Raw genomic sequence first — 18,542 nt, 5'->3', positions numbered from 1 at the left:
TCTTACATGGATTGTTTCAAATGGTTTTCTATTCAAAAAGGGAATTTTAACACTTTCAATGATTTCATCATAGTTCTCTGTGTTTATTTGATGGCAGACTTAAATCTCCCCGTAAGATATGTGTGTTGATAAGTATATTCTAAGCTTACGATACTTTAAATCATTCCATTTATCCACCTCGATAATTTTTATAGTCCTCATTGTAACTATCAAACATTAATTACCCATGAATTTTGTTTAAGTTTACAAATAAGTTGGTTTGTTATCTGTATCGGTGTATATCAAAAATCTAACAGGGGGAAATTTGACTTTTTCCTATTTTAGTAAGATAGTATCAAACCTTCTCGAGTGTTTTCTTAGAATCTTCCAGCATACCTAGTGTAAAATTTTATGGTTACGGACCTCATGTGTCATGTCTCTTTTTCTGTACTCTTCGTTATATGATTTTTTATTTGCAAAGACTCAAATAAAAGAAAAAACCCATGACCAAAATTCGTCATGAGCTTTTTTGATACTCGATGTAAGATAGTTTTTCACCTTGTCTGATTGGTATACTTAACGGATCAAGTCTGTTTCAGGATCATTCAGCAGACGCTCGACTTGTACTCTTGTCGTTAACGGAACATCTCCTTGGATCGAATGAGCTAATCGAGCATTTCCTAAGGCAAAATAAACGGTCTTCTGTAAGGACCACTTCTCAGAGAAACCGAGTAAGATTCCAGCAGCAAATGCATCTCCTGCCCCGATTCGATCAAGTACATCCAAGGGATAAACTGTTGTTTTCTCTGCTTCTTGTTGTGTGATCAAGTAACCACTTAACTGTTTTCTTCCATCCACACTTTCTCGCCTCGTCCCAGCAAACCACTGGATATCGTAGTGATTCATAAAGGACTGGATATAAGAAATAGGATCATGTTCGTTTTCTACATTGTCTGTTTCCTCCCACTGCACCAGTTCTGTCAGATCTCTAACTGAGCCAAACAAGATGTCGCAATAAGGTAACATTGAATGATAACGCTTCTTCATCTGTTCTTTTTTTCCATCTTCTTGATTCAAACTAGGACGATAATTGAAATCAAAACAAACTTTTTTCCCTGCTTTATGTGCTTGTTCTGCTAACTGGATAGCTGTTTCAGCCGTCTCATCAGATAAGCTTAAACTGATCCCGCAGATATGGATCAAATCGATCTCATCAATAAATGCTGCACAGTCATAATCCTCTATTACAGATAAACCAAATGAGCTATGTTTTCGGTTTTGATAAGTGACTTCTGTCGGACGGACACCATACCCCATTTCTGCAAAATAAGTCCCGATGTGTTGATATTGATGGATCACATACTTCGTTTGGATACCTAGTCCGTTCAAATTAGTGAGTGCTGCTTTTCCTAGACGATTGTCTGGCAGAGCCGTCAGTAAATAACTTTCAACACCAAAATGGGCAAGGTTCCCTACTAGATTTACGCCAGTCCCTGTGTAAGCCATGCGTAAGGTATGGGTTTGTTCCAGCATCAAATGTTCTGGAGGCGTGAGTCGCAGCATGACTTCCCCAAATGCACCAATTTTCATTCTTCTCACCTTATTCCACGATTTTTTTCATCAATTGCAACAGTTGGCGTACCTCTTCTGGGCGTGTATTACCTGTATCCTTGTCGATAATTGCACTATATACATGAGGGATGACCTTTTTCACTCCTGCGTCTATTGCGATCCGTACGATTTCTTCCACATTATCAAGGTCGATCCCACCAGTTGGCTCTAAATAAAAATCATTGGCAGCACAAGCTTCTGCTAAGGCTTTATATTCTTTGATATGAACAAGTCCCTTCATAGGAAAATATTTGATTGAGCTGCCGCCCATATCTTTCAACAATCGAATAGCTGTTTCAAGTGTCACGACTCCTGCAGGTCCTTGTGAACTTAAAGGACCAGTTGCGATGTTGACATATCCTTCTTTTCCCGTGGGAGAAACCAAACCGTTGATGACTGTTTCTGTCTGTTTCAATACAGCTCGGGAAGCTCCTACTCCTGTAAAGACTTGATTGACATGCTGAGGCTGCAATACTTCGGCTAAACGAGTGACCATCTGGCTCTGGTTTGGGTCTCCCGCGCCTAGACAGATAGATAAGGCATTATTTGTTGCTTGCTGGTATTTTTTCATTTCTGCAATAGCTGTTTCGTCGTCAGAAAAGTTCTTTGAAAGAACCCCTAAAACAATATGGCCTTCCGCGGCCTCATAGCATTCTTTTGCGTTTTCTACAGAATTTGCTAACACATTTAGACATATCTTATCTTTTAAATAATTGGGACTTAATCTCATTCCTTTTTCTCTCCTAGTTCTTCAAGATTTCTTTTAAGCGATCGATGATTTTCTCCATCTCCTGTTGATTGACGGAACGGATATCAAATTCAATGATGCCGTTGTTTGCCTGGTATTCTCTTGTATAGATGGCAGGATTTTTTTCTTTCAATGCTTTAATCACTTGTTTAGCTGATTGATCTCCTGAAACTTTCACACTTGCTCGATAGATTTCTCGACCTGCGCTATCTTGAACGATTTTAGCTTCCAAACGATCGATCTGATTGAGTTGTTCGATGAACGGTTGTAGTCTTTCTTTCATTGCAAGGCCAGACTCACTGCCTTTATTCAAATAGTCTTCCACTGCTTGGACAAAACCGAGGATACTTTCCTTTCCGATTTTCATAGAACGTCCGATTCCTTTTGATTGCATCCGAACCCATGAAACATAAGTTTTTTTTCCAATCACCATTCCGGCGCTTGGTCCTTCGATCGCTTTTGCCCCTGAATAAATAACTAGATCAGCGCCCAACTGCACATATTTTTTCAGATCTTCTTCTGCCGCAGCATCAACGATTAACGGAAGCTGGTGCTTTTTGGCAATCTGTGCTGCCTCTGACACGTCAAGCATACTTTTTTGTACCGTGTGATGGCTTTTTATATAGAGAATCCCTGCTGTTTCTTCTGTGATCATCATTTCGATCTGTTCCGGCGTACACATATTAGCGTAACCTGCTTCGACTACCTGACCGCCTCCTTGCTGTACCATGATTTCCACAGCCGTGCCGTAATCTACATTGTGTCCTTTTGGCAAAATGATTTGTCGTTTTTTGATGGATTCTGCATAAGGATGATAACGGGGATACAGTTCTCCTTTACCTATAACAGCAGCTACCGATTGAGCGATTCCTGCAGATGCGGATGAAACGATCTGGACATCTTCTACTTCTAACAAATCGGCTAAATATTTTCCTGTTTGAATGCTTAATTCTTCCATCTCAAAAAAATGCTGGCCACCAAAACGTTGCGCGTCAAGAACTGTCTCTGAGAGGGTCGAGACTCCTAGAATCGTCATTCTTCCTGAAGCATTGATTACTTTTTTCAGCTGAAATTTCTCATGATTCGCATGCATAACTTTTTCCTCCGATAATCGTTTGTACTGGTTTAATTTGCTGATTTGACTGTCTTTTCTCTCCATTGGAATCGATTAGTTCCTTAGGTTGATTGATCAATTCAAAAACAGTAAAATCAGCGTCAAAGCCTTCTTTGATTTGTCCCTTCGTCTTCAAGTGAAAATTCTGTGCTGGAACTTCCGTCACCTTTTCGATGATTTCTTCCCACGTATATCCGACAAGCCGCAATTTTTCCATTGTTGTGGCCAAATCGTAGACTGGACCGTTTTTACGATTACGAATATAGATGTCTGTGCTGATCGTATCTGCTTTTATCCCTTGGTGATAGGCGGTTTCTGCAACTTGGAAATTAAAACTATCCGTCCCGTGTCCAATATCGAAGATGATTCCTCGATTTTTTGCTTCTACAGCTATTTGTTTGATTTTTTTCGTTTTCTGTTCCAAGATCCCGTTTGTTTTTCCATTGAAACAATGAGTCATAATATCTCCTGATTCCAGTAAAGCTAAAATATCCAACAAATTTGGCGGAGCAGAACCGATATGAACCATCAAAGGAAGCTGATGGTTTTCTTTTTGTATCCTTTTTGCTAGCTGTAGCGGAGTGATGCCGTTTTGACCCACTACGCTCTTGCTCATCCGTGCTTTGAGACCAATAATGAAATCCGGCAGTTCCTCGATTTTTTGCTTTACCATATCAGCTTGGATCTTGTTTAGGTCTGCTAGTTCATCTTGTGCAATGATTCCCCATTTTGAGATATTCAAAAGCGCATAGACATTTGTTTTTGCCTGTTTAGCATGTTCATAAAAATCAGCAATGTTTTCTGCCCCAGTCGTCCCCGCATCGATGACTGTTGTCACACCTTTATTCACGCCGATTTGATCTGGATAATCATAATACAGGGTCATTTCTTCAAAACAATGAACATGATCGTCGATCCAACCAGCCGACAAATATTGCTGAGGGGTCAAGCTGATTTTCTGACGAGCTTTTTTTGTGATGAGAGGTGCAATTTCGCAGATCTTTCCTTTGGTTATCCCGATATCGAAGGTCATCCCGTTAAACTTTCTTGCATTTTTAATGACTAAATCATACATAATCATTCCTACTTTTCTATAAATTTGAATTTAGACCATGGATGAATGAATGGCAGCAAGATCAATTCTTCTTGAATAATATGCCCTACTTTATTCTTTCGCGGATCACTGTGGGGCTCTAAAACGATTTGCAGCTCGTTTTTATATTTGCCAAAACGGTCATTTCCAACGACAACATCTCCTACGACAAATTCAAACTCGGTATCATGTGCTTTGTTTTCATATTTTTGATATTTTTTTCGAACTTCCGTTGATCGTATCACTTGATCTGTGATGTCCCCTCGACGAACATGCTGCTCTTCCAATACGATTTGCCGTTCCACCTCATTTATATTTGCAACAAACTCGACCCTAAAAACAGTCTGGTAACGATCCAAATGCCCTAATGACTTCAATTCTTCTTCACTTGCGTATGCGTTTCCAATAATTATATCATCAATTAGATTTGTGGCAAACAAATGCTTAGCTGCTGTTTCTACAGAGAAATGGCGATGCATTTCTAAAGTAGGCAGTCCATCATTGATATCCCATGGTCCGATTCTACCTGATTGTGAGGTAATGAAGGCTGCCGTTCGAATACCGTTTTTTTTGAATCGTTCACTACTAGATTGGAAAAAATGATACGGTAAACCGGTTCCTTCTTGCGGATAAAAATTGTGACAGCCATATAGAAAAGATGTATTCGCCTGATGTGTCAAGATATTTTCTAGATAAGCGACATCGTTACTCATATTCAACTCGATGGCCAATTGATAAGGATTAAAAGTCAAAAGTGCTTCTTTTTTTCCATCAAATCCTAAGTCTAAACGAATACCATCTGCTCCTAATTTATGGAAGAATCCTAAATCGTCATAAGAAATATTCAGTTGTTCAAAAATAGCGGGCGAAACATCTAATATCGTTTCAAATCCTCTCTCTTTTGCAAAAAAGATCAATTGCTGGAATTTTTTCTGAACAACTTCCGGATCTTCCGAGATTTCAAGCATACTCATAAAAATCCTGCTGAATCCGTATTGATGGGCTGTTTCGATATACTCACGATCTTTTTGAGGATCACTGTGGTCTGGGTAAAGGGAAATGCCTAATGAACATTTCATGATTTGTTCTCTTCTTTCTTTTCAATTATAGTCGTTCTTCGGTGACGCCATCTGTCAGAGTGAGATCTGCTTGCTCTTTCGCTTGCTCCTCTGCTTCTCTGGCTAATTGCTGTTTTTCAAACACTTTGAAGAATGGATAATAAATAGCCAAAGTAATCAAGAAATTACCAATAACCAATAATCCTGCTGCAATACTCCAGTTCGTGCTCATCCAAGCAGCAATCGGCGCAGGCATCGCAAATGGCAGACGCGCAACCATCATTGGCACGACACCACTGACAGTGAGAATATAAGACAGAGTCGTCGTCACAAGAGGTGCAAGAATAAATGGAATTCCTAAAACTGGGTTCATCACTACTGGTGCACCAAAAATCATTGGTTCATTAATATTGAACAATCCCGGCAGAATGGACAAACGTCCTAAGCTTTTTAAATACTTGGATTTAGAAAACATGAATAAGACGACTAACGCAAGAGTGGTTCCTGCTCCGCCAATCCAAACGAACCATTGTAGAAATTGTTCAGTGAAAATATTCGGCATGGCGTTAGCACTTGTCCCTGCATTAAACGCATCAATATTTTCAGCAATCGAAATATCCCAAAACGGACGAATAACCGGACCCATGATCGCTGGGCCATGGATTCCTAATACCCAGAAGAAACAAATCAGGAAGACAGTCAAAAGACCGCCAAACAAGCTGTTACCCGCTAATACACCTTTTAAAGGCATAAGTAGTTGACTCAAGAATCCATTTAAATCGAACCCAAGCATATGGCGGATGATCCAAAAGAAAATCAAGATAACTGCTCCTGGTATCAATGCCACAAAAGAATTTGTTACTTCCGGCGGTACACCATCTGGCATTCTGATGGTTATTTTTTTCTCAATAAAAAACCGGTAAATTTCTACTGAAATAATTGCTGTCACGATAGCTCCAAATAATGAGCCCGATCCTAGATTAGCAATGTTAATGTAACGTCCGGCTGTGACTTCCCCCATATCTTCTAAAATACGTGTAGGAGGAGCTGCTACGATCAGAAAAGACATTAATGCCAAGATACCTGCTGTTAGGGAATCGAGTCGATAGCTTTTCGCCAAAGAAGAAGCTATCCCAAATGTCGCATAAAGAGCAAGGATACCAACAGTATAGCGAAAAGGAATATCTAATATCTCACGGTATGGCTCAATGACTGCTGCAACTGATTCAATTGGGATGTTCAGTAAAATTGTAAAAAATGATCCTACGATTGTCAGTGGCATAGTGGCAATGATTCCTTTTCTAATGGCAGTCATATGTCGCTGAGTACCAATACGATTGGCTACGGGCATGATTTTTTGTTCGATAATTCCTATAAATTTATCCATCTTCTTTCTCCTTTTATAACATTATAATGTTTACAAGTGAATAGTAACACACTTCTCTGTTAATTGTAAACGCTTTTCTAACAATCTCTCCTTCTTTTGCTGTTTTCTTTTTAGAAAGAAAAGGAGATATGACAAAAGTCGTGCCACACTCCCTTATCCAGAATAAGTGGTAATCCAGAAACAGCCGTGTATCTGCGGTAATAAGTCCAACCAATTCAAAAACATGAATAGCTGTTTTTTGAAATTGTTCCTTGTGACTCGGAGCTGAAGGGCAAGCTCACGACCTCTTGGTAAACGGTGTTCAAAAGCTTACATCTGCGGTAATAAGCCTAACCAAACGAAAAATATGAGAAGCTATTTTTGTTTGGCTGTTCTTAGTACTTGATGCAGGGCAGCTTTTTCACAACCTCTTTTTTTATTTATGTTTCATAATCAATATGGTAAGGATGCAGATCCGTATGGTAGACCGCCTCCGAATATTCAATCATTTCCCCAATTTGCGTAGACGATTTCCGTATCCGTTTGATGCCGATCTGTGCGTTTGTTTTCAGAATTCCTTGTTCTTCTTCTGTTAAAAATACTGCAGAGAAATCATCAGAAAATGAGTCAATAGTATATCCTTTTTTCGTCAGCAAACGATACAAAGATTCTTTGCCAAATTCTTCTCTGCTGAATTGCATCATTTCTTGTGGAAGATAATGGACAAAATAAATATAAGGCTGATTGTTCAAATAATATAAGCGCTTAAAACAAACAGCTTGCTCACCGAAAAAGGAAAACAAAGGATCTTCCTTCTTTATATTGACCAATTGCAAATCCAGCGTTTCTTTCCGGACTTCATATCGGGAGTTCTCCAAGATTTGCGTAAAGCTTGCCGCTTTGGATAATCGATTGTAAGGACGATTGCTTAGAACCGTCGTCCCACGACCACTTTTCTTTTCGACATATTCATCTGATGCCAGCAGTTCGATTGCCTTTCGGACAGTGATTTTGCTGACTTGAAACAGTTCTTCTAATTCACTTTCTGTCGGCAACATCGAACCGACTGGATATTTTCCTGAGAAAATATCTTCTTTAATTTTATCTGCGACTTCCAAGTATAGTACACGTGTCCTTTTCATAACGTCACCCTTTGCTTTACTATTACTAAAAGAATAGCACATAAAAAATAAAAAAAGAACACAAATCACATGTGAGAAGTGTGTTCTTTTTCATTCAGCTGCTTTAATTACAAGTTTACGCCATTTGAGGCAATTACTTCTTTATACCAATCAAAAGATTTTTTCTTTGATCGATTCAGTGTCCCATTTCCTTCATCGTCTAGATCCACATAGATAAAGCCGTAACGTTTACTCATTTCTCCTGTTGATGCACTGACAAGATCGATACATCCCCAAGGCGTATAGCCCATCAAATCTACACCGTCTGCTACTGCATTAGCCATCGCTTCGATATGACGACGTAAATAATCGATCCGATAATCATCAATAATCGTGCCATCCTCTTCCATATGATCAATGGCTCCAAGACCGTTTTCAACAATGAATAATGGTTTCTGGTAACGATTGTATAATTCATTCAATGCGATTCTCAGCCCTTCTGGATCGATCTGCCAGCCCCATTCACTTGCCTCAAGAAACGGATTTTTTACTCCTCCCAGCAAGTTCCCTTCTGAAGTTGCTGCTTGAGGATCAGTCTCATTGATTGCCGTAGACATATAATAACTAAATCCGATGTAGTCCACTGGATATTCTTTTAGCAACTGGAAGTCTTCTTCCGTTTGCTCTAATTTTTCCGGATCGACTCCATATTTTTTATGGGTACGCGCTGTGTATGCAGGGTATTCTCCACGTACTTGGACATCCGTGCAGAAAAAATTGAATTCTTGGTTTTGGATCATTGTTGCTGCCTGATTGACTGGATTGGCATCGATGCTGTAAGTTGTTGCATAGATAATCATGCAGCCGATTTGGATATCCGAACGCAATTCGTGGCCGATTTTTACGGCTTTGCTACTTGCAACGAATTGATTATGCCATGCTTGGAAAATATTTTGGTACTCTCCTGCTCCATTGCTTTTTACTAATCCTTGACTTAAAGCTGGAAAGTGAAAGGCCGAATTGATTTCATTGAAAGTCATCCAATATTTGACTTTACTGCTGTATCTCTCTAATACTGTCTGAGCAAATCGTTCATAGAAGTCGATCAGTTTTCGATTTTTCCAGCCACCGTATTCTTTTGCCAAATGAAGAGGCATTTCGTAATGAGAAATCGTGATCACAGGTTCAATATCATATTTTAAGCACTCATCAATCAGCTGATCATAAAATTCTAATCCCGCTTCGTTAGGAGTACCTTCGTCTCCATTTGGAAAAATCCGTGTCCAGGCAATCGAAAAACGATAACATTTGAATCCCATTTCCGCAAACAAGGCAAGATCTTCTTTGAAACGATCGTAATGATCGATTCCGCGATGATTCGGGTAAATATATTTTTCTTGATCAATCGTCCAGTCAAATTCTTCACTGCCGATAATCGCAAAGCGCTGCTTACCTCCAGGCATAGCATCTGCAACGGATAACCCTTTTCCGTCTCGATCATAAGCTCCTTCTAATTGATTGGCAGCGGTTGCGCCACCCCATAAAAATTTTTCTGAAAAGCGTGATTGCATCCTGATTTCCTCCTTATTTTACAATTGCTAGAACATCTTCGTTTGCAATAATCTCTTTTTGGTCTAATTCAAGTATATCGGCAAATGCATCAGTATTCGTAATGACAACTGGAGTGATTACGCTATAGCCAGCTGCTCTAATTGCTTCGATGTCAAAACGAATCAATAAATCTCCTGCTTTGACGAGATCCCCTTGTTTGACTAAGATCTCAAAGCCATTCCCATTTAATTCTACTGTATCCATCCCGATATGAATCAAAATCTCCGCTCCGTCAGTCGTTGTGATCCCTACAGCATGTCCAGTTGGGAAAATAGTCGTTATCTCTCCGTCTGCAGGTGCAACTAGTTCTCCTAATTCTGGATCAATAGCGATACCTTTTCCCATCACGCCAGAAGAAAAAACTTGGTCTGGTACTTCACTCAATGGCAGTACTTTACCCGTTAAAGGACTTTTTAAGGTATGCCGTGCTGAAGTAATCGTTTCTCCTGCATTCGCATGTTTGTTTTCTAATTGATTGTCTTGTGTTTGTTCGTCAAATCCTAAAATCAATGTACCTACGAATGCAAGAACAAAAGCAATTCCTGTAGCTATTACTGCTACTGTCACATTTGACTCTACACCATCCACCGTACTAATGAAAGTCGGAATTGTCAATAAGCTGACCAAACTGCTGGAGAAAGCTTTTACTCCGGAAAATCCGATAATAGCTCCACCAATACCTCCAGAAATACAAGCGGCAATGAATGGTTTCTTCAAAGGTAATGTCACACCATACACAGTTGGTTCAGTGATTCCAAATAACGAAGTCACTGTAGAAGAAATCCCTAATGCTCGAAGTTTCGTATCTTTTGTTCGCAATGCTACAGCTAAAGCAGCCCCACCTTGTGCCAAGATGGCTGGAAGAAGCATTGGCATCAATACATCAAACCCATATTGTTCGATATTCAAGAACATGATTGGTACGAATCCCCAATGCATGCCGAACATCACGAATACTTGCCATAAACTTCCCATGATTAGACCTGCTACGATTGGACTAAATCCATAAATCGAGTTGAAGAGACCGCCTAAAGCATTACCGGCAACCGTCCCGATTGGTCCTAAAGCAAGAAATGTTAATGGAACCATCACTACTAAAACGACAAGCGGAACTAAAATCATTTGCAGAAATTGCGGAATCACTTTTTTTACGAATGGCTCTAATTTACTTTGAACCCATACCGCTAGAATGATTGGTATGACAGAAGAAGTATAACCAGATGGTGAAAGAATCACTGGGATCCCAAAGAAACTGATAGCTTCTCCCGCACCAGCAACTGCTGTGATAGCTGGGTACACAAGTGCCATAGCAATTGCTACTGCTAAAAACTGGTTGGCTTTGAACTTTTTAGCTGCTGTAAAAGCAAGCATGACAGGTAAGAAGGTAAAGACACCATCTGCTGCAGCAAACAATATTTGATAAGTACCGCTATCAGCTGTCAGCCAGCCCATCACCGTTGCCAATGACAAGAATCCTTTCAATACCCCGGCGGCTGCCATCGCCCCTAGAAAAGGTGTAAATATACTAGAAATGATATCAATTAGACGATTCAAAATATTTTTGGACTCTTCTTTTCCATCCTCCGAAACTGCAAGACCTTCCTCATCCACGATCGATTGATAAACATCTGCTACATTACTGCCAATCACTACTTGATACTGACCGCCACTTTGGACGACTTGGATCACGTCCGGGTCTTCTTTTAACTTTTGCGTATCTGCTAAAGATTCATCTTTTAATCTGAATCGCAACCGCGTAGCACAATGTACTAAACTTTTGACATTCTTTTGTCCTCCTACCGCTTCCCATACACGACGACCAACTGCTTGATTATCCATTGTTTTTTCCTTCTTTCTTTTTTATTTAAAAAATAAAAACCCAGATTGAAAAAAACAGTCACAAACATTCGTGAACCTATTTTTTCAATCCAGGTTTTGCCTGCCATACAGTAACAATCCTTATGATTGGATGCTTTTTTTCTCACTTACTACTCTTTGAATATGAATCGTTAAATAAATCTGCTCTGCGATCCCCATTTCCTGTTTTTGCGTTTGTCGAAGATACTCATTGATCCGTTCGACACAATGAAACGCTTTTGGATACTTTCCTTGAACTAATGCGTAGAGAAATTCATCTTGTTCGTCAGATCCTTCCCCTTTGAGATAACGCTGGGCAAAAAACTGCAGATGAGTAATGATACGCTGATAATTCAAAGATTCTTCATCGAACACGATGCCGAAGAATTTACTGATGATACTCAGTATATCTCTTACCATTGTGGTAGCGGTCATCGTCACTTGCATGTCTTCGTTTCCTTGTTGGCTATTCACAAAATGAAAGGCAATAAAACCGGCTTCATCCTCAGAAAGTTCCACACCCGTCTTTTGTTTCACGAACAAAAGAGCCTCTTTCGCTGCTTGATATTCTTTCGGATAAAATTTTTTTGTTTCAAATAATAATGGATTAGGCAGTTGAATATTTTCTTTTGCTCGTGTGATCGCATAATGAAGATGATCGGTCAATGTCAGATAAATATTAGGCGAAAATTCAACTTTTAGTTTATCTTCAGCCAGTTCGACTACTTGCTTGACCCATTCGATCTCCTCTGCCGGAATATCAGCCATCAGCTGCTGGAATTGGTTTTTAGCAAAAGAATCTCTTAAAACAAATTCTTTTTGGACAGCTTCTGGCGAAATCTCGTCCCCAATCTTTTTTTGAAAGGCTAGTCCTTTTCCCATACAAACGACTTCTTCCCCGAATCCATTTTTCGAAATGACGACGTTGTTATTCAAAATTTTATCAATTTTCATTTTGCTTCGCCCTCTCAAGAAAAATAAAAAAACCTAGAATTCGCCTACTGTTTCTTAGCTGAATTCTGGTTTTGCCTGCCGTACAGTAACAATCCATTTCTTATTCAAAATCATCATACCATCGAATTTTTATTTATGCAAGCCTTTTCATATAAAAAATAAAAAAACTGGAACACAAGTCTATCTAGAGAACAACCAAATCAGAGATGCACCTCTTTGCGTTCCTCTTTTTTTCAGCAAATTGGTTTTTCCTTATCGATTCATATCCTTTGGCTGTTTTTAATCTGTAACGACTTATGTCCCAGTATCCTAAAATGTTTTTGTCTCTAGATTGAAAGCAGATCTCATATCATCTGTCGCATCTTTTATCGGTGTAACACTTTCCAGTTCTCCTTGTACAACTAGTCGCGTGACGGCATCCATGTCGCCACAAGTAATTAGTGTGACAATTTCTTTTCCCTCGACTTCATTCAGTAATTGGGTATCTGTAGGAGCAACTTTTTCTTTAAAAAATGTTTTGTATGTATACACATTTTCTAAATCTGTCAAATAGATCTTGGCACCCATCTCTAAATTTTCCAGCGGTGTAAACAACAATTCAGGGTTCGTTGCACGATGGCTTGCTAAGGCATAATTTCCTTTTCCCATTTCTTGATCTGGAGATAATGTTCCTGCTCCGTAAAGTAGTGACGTATTATCCAAGCCTTTGAAAATCGGTAAATTGATTGAAACTGAAGGGACTGCGATACTAGCAATCACTGGTAGATCTGTTCCTCTCATCTGCGACCTCATGACCCCTTCTGTCGTCATTGGTTCTACCGCATCAAAGTCAAAACTGACATCTTTATCGTTATTCTTTTTCAGATCTTCTTTTGTTACATTCGCTATAGCATATTTATCTCCTGTCTCTCTGACAAGATAATCCTTGATCTGTTCATTGAAAATCAAAGCTAGTCCTACTAATAACAAGAGGAACAAGAGGATATTGACTAGCCATCTTTTTGCTTTTCCTTTTTTTTTCATTTTCTCTCCCTCCAGACTCATTTTACTGTTTTTCTTTTGCTCTTTCCAACAGCCGAATGACACATTTCTACAACTCTGTGTATTTTTTTCGTACACCTGCGCTTTTTTCTACAGGATATTTCAAATTATTTTTGATCAATTTTTCTTCAATGATCTCATCTAGATCCAGCTGAAGGTTGTCTGCCATCATGTATGAATAGATCAATACATCTGCCAGTTCTTCTTTGATTCGTTCTAATTGTGTTTCTTTTACTTCTTCCGGCGTTTTCCATTGAAAAAGTTCTAACAATTCAGATGCTTCCAATGAAATAGAGATAGCCAAATCTTTTTCGTTATGAAATTGTCGCCAATTACGTTCATCTCTAAACTGGTTGACTTTTTCCATGCTATTCATTTGCTTGCCTTCTTCCAATCATTTCTTACTTGATTAATCATACCATTTTTTTACATAAAAAATAGATGATGCTTTTAAAAAAACTCCTGTTTTCTTTTATTTAAAATAAATGTCATAGAAAATCAGTAATTTAGGTAGCCACCATGTGTATGCAGTAATGTGACTTCTTCCCCTGAGGCTTTTTGTTTTTCGATACGTTCTTCTCCCCAAACAGACATCGCTACTAGAATCTCTCTTAATGATTTTCCTTCTTCGGTGAGCGAGTACTCTACTTTAGGCGGGACTTGGTTATAGACTTTTCGATGGACAATGCCATCTTGTTCTAACTCTCTTAACTGCTGGGTCAGCATTTTTTGTGTGATCGTAGGGATTTTCTTGCTTCTCCACGCCTAAAATAAGCGATATTGCTCTTCCCTTTATCTGGTGTAAGCAAAGCAGTTAGCATTTTGACGATCGTGGGTTCCGCTTTTCACTTCTTATCTACTTAGTATCATGAAGTATACTTTCGTACTAATACTAAGTAGCGAAAGTGTCAACTACTTTGTTTAACTACATAGCAAAAGAAACAGAAGGGTGACAACGGTCATCACGCTTCTGTTTCTTTTGAATATGCTGTGTTGTTGTCTCTATCTCCGTGTAGACTTTCCTCAAGCTTATCCTTTGACAGTAAGTCAGTAGGCTGATTTGCTCTTTCTAGATGCCAGATACATTTCTACAAAGAAACAGTGATTCTGCTTTGAAAAATCGATTTTTAGTTCTGCATTTTCGTAAACATCCAGCATTTTTTTCGCACTGTATAGACCTAACCCGCCATTTTTTTTAGAGGTTTTTCCTCTTTTGACCATCTCCGATAGCGTCAAATTCGTTGGATTTGCCTTGTTCGCTATACTAAAACGTAATCCCTCTTTTTCTTCCAGCAGATTGATCGTAATCGGACTCTGATCGGCTACACGATGATCGAATGCGTTAGAAATAAAAATAGATAAACAGCGAATAAAAACAACCAGATCAATCGGGATTGTTTTCACTTCGACAGGAATAACTACTTGGATCGGGATTTTCTCCGATTCTGCTTTTTCTAGAAATTTTAAAAAGACACCCCTGACAGCTGGGGATACAATATTTGTTAGCTGTTGTATTTGCGGTTTTTCAAAAATAGCTGCAGAATGATCTTCTAAGATTTCTAAAAATTCCAACGTTTCTTTTTTATTTTCCTGAAGAATAATTTTTAATGAAAACAGTAGACTTTTATAATCATGTTTGAATTCCTCTAGATGATGGTAATATTCTTCATTTATTTGATACAGTTGAAGCGATTCCTGATGTTGTCTTTCTTTTACTTGGAAACTGATCAACATAATGGAAAAAAACAAAGAAAAAAAACTGATGACTATCGACAAAAGAGATAGAAGCAGATAATTAGATGAGCGGAAGTGAACACTTCCCAATACCAAGTAAATCACGCCCCAGCTTAATAAAATACAAATACCTCCAAAATAGTGTTCAGTTGGATAAGTAAAAAGCAAGTTGAGAAATCTCGTCTGTTTGTCTATACTTTTTACTAATAGATAGAAAATAAATGCGATAAGTAGTGCAAAAAAACTTGCTGTTCCAAGATGTCTCTTTCCTAAATAATCCATCAGATCAAAAACCAGAAAAAAGCTGAGTCCAGTGATAGCAAAAAAAAGATTACTGATCAAACAGCTGATAAACAGGTTTTTCGTAGTAAAATAAAAAAGAAACATCAATAATAAGCCAACTAGGTAAGGAAAGCTCACTTTAGGGATAGGAAGTAAAAGTGTCACCACCATCAAAGCTATACAACCAAAGCTGTTTTTTACTAGCAGTTGTTTCGAAAAGAATAAATAGATACCTAAATCTAAAATCAAAGTAAAGGTCAAATAAAGTGTCACTGTTGCGACCATCTTATTCCTCCATTGTTTTGTTTCAAAATGTACACATATTTTTTTAATAGGAGCCTGCATATGAAAAAGTATTTTATCATAGAAGATAACCAGTTTCACAGCGAATGGATCATCAAAGAATTGGTCAATCATCATATCGAGAATATCGTGCAGCTCACTTCTGTCTCTCAAATCAATCAGTTGATCCAGTTGGGCACTATTGATAATCACGATGTTTTCTTTATCGATATCGACTTGAAGCAATCACTCACAGGTATTGATGTCGCCGAACAAATACGTAAAAAAAATGCACATAGTAATATTGTTTTTTTCACCGCTTATACGAATTTTGCAGTAGAGATCATCAATCGGAAAATCCTTCCGATTGGATATATCAGAAAAGACAGGAATTTATCTGAACAAATTCGTCAAGTGCTAGAACAGATCAATTGGAAAGAACAGCAGATCGTAAATGTCGATAAAATCTTTATTGATCAAAAAGGTGGAAGTCTCGTCCTGTATCCTCGGGAAATTTTATATATTGAAAGTATCAAAGGTTTGAAAAACCAAGTTATGGTCAAAACAACTACAGAAGATAAATTAGTGAATACTTCTTTAAAACAATTGAAGACAGAGTTAGAAAAGTATGCTTACTTTTTACTATTAAAATCTTACTGTATCAACTTATCGCAATTGCAGAAAATTGATTCTGCTCATTATGTGTTAGAATTTTTCAATGGTGACTCCTTACTCGTTGGTCGAAAGATCTTTGAAAAGACAAAGGAACGTTTCCATGACTTCCAAAAAACTGCTTCGAGTTGATGAATAAGAGCTGAGACGTAAGCATAGCAGACTTCAGGGAGTAGGCCTTGAATCGGCTCCACTCCCTGAAGTCATTGATTTGATTTTACGCTTTCCCTTCTGTAGGAGCATCTGTTAACGACCATGTGAATGTTGAAACGTAGTTGTCTACGGCATAATTGGATACAGGAACAAATAATTCCACTGATTGTCTCCCTTGTTCCACATTCTCTCCTAATGAATAAATCCATGTGCCAATCCCTTCATTTGCTCCTGCAGTTACTAGATCTACTGCCTGATCTGCTGGGATCTCAATTCCTTCAGCGCCAGTACCAGAAATAGTAGATGGCGTTCCACTGCTATTAGTTGCGCTATTTCGAATCACGGCGTTTTTGAATTTCACCTTTGAACCAGTTAGTTTATTCGTATCAGATGTTGTACCAATAAATTCTGTTCGTTTGACTGATAGTTTCCAACCGGCATAATTTCCGCTTTTATCCGTTACTTGTACGAAATTCTGTACTTGTGTTGCTGTCCCTGTACTGTCCGTTCCGTTTTGTAATGCAGCATATACTGTTTTTGCTGTACCTAACTTGATTGTTCCAAAATCAAGATCTGGAGCTTGGTCAATCGTCAGTAATCCGGATGTTCCCTGATTTGGTTCGTCAGGTGTAAACGGCGTATCGGGATCATTTGGATCAACAGGAGGAACTGGAACAACGTCTTCAGGATTTGCGGCATCTGGTTTTGTTACAGAAATCGTTCCTTCTGTAGTGGCTGAGCTCTTATTCTCAGCAAAAACACTTTGTGTACATAATAATAGACTTCCAGCTAGAACGGTACTTAATGCAATTGTTTTTTTCATTTCTTTTTCCTTCTTTCTTTTAAAATAAATAATCCAGCAAATAAGCCAATAAGAATGACTCCAACAAATATCAGCCATCGCCAGTCAAATGTTTCTGGCTGATTTTTTAAATCAATATCCTTTTCATTCAATTGGTCCGCTGCATCATCAGTTATTTCAAAATCGGTATGGAGATTCCAGCGTTTTTCTTTCCAAGCACCCTTCACAACCGCTTGATAATGTCCCGGAGCTAATTTTTTTCCTTCTAATGGGACAAGTAAATCAAAATTTGTATTGGGTGCTACATCTATTTTTTCTTTTTTTATTGAAAGGTAAGGCTCTTTTGTTTCTTTTTTGTAGATTTCAACCGATGTAGTCAAGCCGAACATATAAGAAGCATTTGGATTTTGAAGATTCGCCTTAATCACATTTCTTCCATCGCTTTGATCCGCATAAGCTTTTTTTAATTTCAAATCTGGGGAAGACTCTTTTTCGCTATTTCGAATCAAGATTGCTTTCACTTGAGAAAACTGATTGACGACACCAACTGTACTTTTGTTAGAAACGTTCTCTTTTTTTTCTTGAAACGTGATCCCTCCTGCGACCACACCAGCCAGCTCTTTTTCTGGCGCTTTCAGTGAAAGTGTCTCAGTGACCGCACTTTGAGGAGGAACAGTTATTTCTCCCACTGTTTTTGCTAAGTTTTTCATATCATAACTTAATGTTTCATCAAATTTACTTTTTGATTCTCCATATTCGATCACACCGTTTGAATTCGTCGTAGCGGAGTGGATCAATGTCTCAACTGTTACTGATTTATCTGTTCGGTTAAAGACCGTGTAGGGGATTTCCTGTGTTTTCCCAGGCTCCATCCTTACATTTATATATGTTTTGTTCTTATCAATCTGATTAGCCGGTAATTCAAAATCTACCGCAAAATTGAATTCGGAGGCATGGACAGGTGTCTGCCAAAGGATGAATCCAAGGAGAAGGATCAGAAGTAAAGAGCAGTTGTTTCGATGACTTTTATTCCATATTCGATTCATCAATCATCCTCCTTGATC

The 18,542-nt window shown here is 38.5% G+C and carries 16 protein-coding genes and 1 pseudogene; 1 reads left to right on the top strand and 16 read right to left on the bottom strand.

Annotated features, from left to right (window positions below; all coding sequences use genetic code 11):
• Positions 1-555: 555 nt before the first annotated feature.
• The 14 genes and pseudogenes from QK255_RS02860 to QK255_RS02795 form a co-directional block, all read right to left on the bottom strand.
• Positions 556-1,569, bottom strand: coding sequence for a sugar kinase (locus tag QK255_RS02860; protein WP_002291132.1), 1,014 nt, complete (start codon positions 1,567-1,569; stop codon positions 556-558).
• 10 nt (positions 1,570-1,579) lie between these two features.
• Positions 1,580-2,320, bottom strand: coding sequence for a 2-dehydro-3-deoxy-phosphogluconate aldolase (dagF, locus tag QK255_RS02855; RefSeq protein ID WP_002291133.1), 741 nt, complete (start codon positions 2,318-2,320; stop codon positions 1,580-1,582).
• 13 nt (positions 2,321-2,333) lie between these two features.
• The gene (locus QK255_RS02850; protein ID WP_002291134.1) at positions 2,334-3,431 is read right to left on the bottom strand and encodes a DgaE family pyridoxal phosphate-dependent ammonia lyase; all 1,098 of its coding nucleotides are present in this window, start codon (positions 3,429-3,431) and stop codon (positions 2,334-2,336) included.
• Positions 3,415-4,527, bottom strand: coding sequence for an amidohydrolase/deacetylase family metallohydrolase (locus QK255_RS02845; RefSeq protein ID WP_002291135.1), 1,113 nt, complete (start codon positions 4,525-4,527; stop codon positions 3,415-3,417). Before QK255_RS02845 ends, QK255_RS02850 begins: the two co-directional genes overlap by 17 nt.
• A gap of 8 nt (positions 4,528-4,535) precedes the next feature.
• The gene (locus tag QK255_RS02840; protein ID WP_283341579.1) at positions 4,536-5,624 is read right to left on the bottom strand and encodes a DUF871 domain-containing protein; all 1,089 of its coding nucleotides are present in this window, start codon (positions 5,622-5,624) and stop codon (positions 4,536-4,538) included.
• 25 nt (positions 5,625-5,649) lie between these two features.
• Complete coding sequence (locus tag QK255_RS02835) at positions 5,650-6,990, bottom strand: PTS sugar transporter subunit IIC (RefSeq protein ID WP_002323610.1); 1,341 nt, start codon at positions 6,988-6,990, stop codon at positions 5,650-5,652.
• Positions 6,991-7,409: 419 nt separating this feature from the next.
• The gene (locus tag QK255_RS02830; protein WP_002291138.1) at positions 7,410-8,111 is read right to left on the bottom strand and encodes a GntR family transcriptional regulator; all 702 of its coding nucleotides are present in this window, start codon (positions 8,109-8,111) and stop codon (positions 7,410-7,412) included.
• A gap of 107 nt (positions 8,112-8,218) precedes the next feature.
• The gene (locus QK255_RS02825) at positions 8,219-9,661 is read right to left on the bottom strand and encodes a glycoside hydrolase family 1 protein (protein ID WP_002291139.1); all 1,443 of its coding nucleotides are present in this window, start codon (positions 9,659-9,661) and stop codon (positions 8,219-8,221) included.
• A gap of 13 nt (positions 9,662-9,674) precedes the next feature.
• Positions 9,675-11,540: a beta-glucoside-specific PTS transporter subunit IIABC gene (locus tag QK255_RS02820; protein WP_002291140.1), complete on the bottom strand. Its 1,866-nt coding sequence runs from the start codon at positions 11,538-11,540 to the stop codon at positions 9,675-9,677.
• Between the two features lie 120 nt (positions 11,541-11,660).
• On the bottom strand, positions 11,661-12,512 hold the full coding sequence (gene licT / locus QK255_RS02815) for a BglG family transcription antiterminator LicT (RefSeq protein ID WP_002291144.1): 852 nt from the start codon (positions 12,510-12,512) through the stop codon (positions 11,661-11,663).
• Positions 12,513-12,821: 309 nt separating this feature from the next.
• On the bottom strand, positions 12,822-13,535 hold the full coding sequence (locus tag QK255_RS02810) for a class A sortase (protein ID WP_002318718.1): 714 nt from the start codon (positions 13,533-13,535) through the stop codon (positions 12,822-12,824).
• A 67-nt stretch (positions 13,536-13,602) separates the two neighbouring features.
• Entirely contained in the window at positions 13,603-13,929 is a 327-nt protein-coding gene (locus QK255_RS02805) for a nucleotide pyrophosphohydrolase (RefSeq protein WP_002291148.1), read from the bottom strand.
• Positions 13,930-14,051: 122 nt separating this feature from the next.
• A pseudogene (locus QK255_RS02800) lies at positions 14,052-14,306 on the bottom strand (winged helix-turn-helix transcriptional regulator); the annotation flags it as partial.
• A 294-nt stretch (positions 14,307-14,600) separates the two neighbouring features.
• The gene (locus QK255_RS02795; protein WP_002291152.1) at positions 14,601-15,854 is read right to left on the bottom strand and encodes a GHKL domain-containing protein; all 1,254 of its coding nucleotides are present in this window, start codon (positions 15,852-15,854) and stop codon (positions 14,601-14,603) included.
• 60 nt (positions 15,855-15,914) lie between these two features.
• Between QK255_RS02795 and QK255_RS02790 the strand changes: the two genes are divergently transcribed.
• Positions 15,915-16,655 carry a LytR/AlgR family response regulator transcription factor gene (locus QK255_RS02790; protein WP_002291154.1) on the top strand — a complete coding sequence of 247 codons (741 nt, stop codon included), beginning with the start codon at positions 15,915-15,917 and terminating at the stop codon, positions 16,653-16,655.
• Between the two features lie 85 nt (positions 16,656-16,740).
• Here the strand turns inward: QK255_RS02790 and QK255_RS02785 are convergent, their stop codons facing one another.
• Positions 16,741-17,499 carry a WxL domain-containing protein gene (locus QK255_RS02785; protein ID WP_002291155.1) on the bottom strand — a complete coding sequence of 253 codons (759 nt, stop codon included), beginning with the start codon at positions 17,497-17,499 and terminating at the stop codon, positions 16,741-16,743.
• Entirely contained in the window at positions 17,496-18,524 is a 1,029-nt protein-coding gene (locus tag QK255_RS02780) for a WxLIP family cell surface protein (protein WP_002291157.1), read from the bottom strand. The genes QK255_RS02785 and QK255_RS02780 overlap by 4 nt, the downstream gene beginning before the upstream one ends.
• Between the last annotated feature and the right edge of the window lie 18 nt (positions 18,525-18,542).

The organism is Enterococcus sp. ZQ21 (assembly GCF_030053755.1).
Lineage (GTDB): Bacteria > Bacillota > Bacilli > Lactobacillales > Enterococcaceae > Enterococcus_B > Enterococcus_B lactis.
This window is presented reverse-complemented; position numbering and strand designations above follow the sequence as displayed.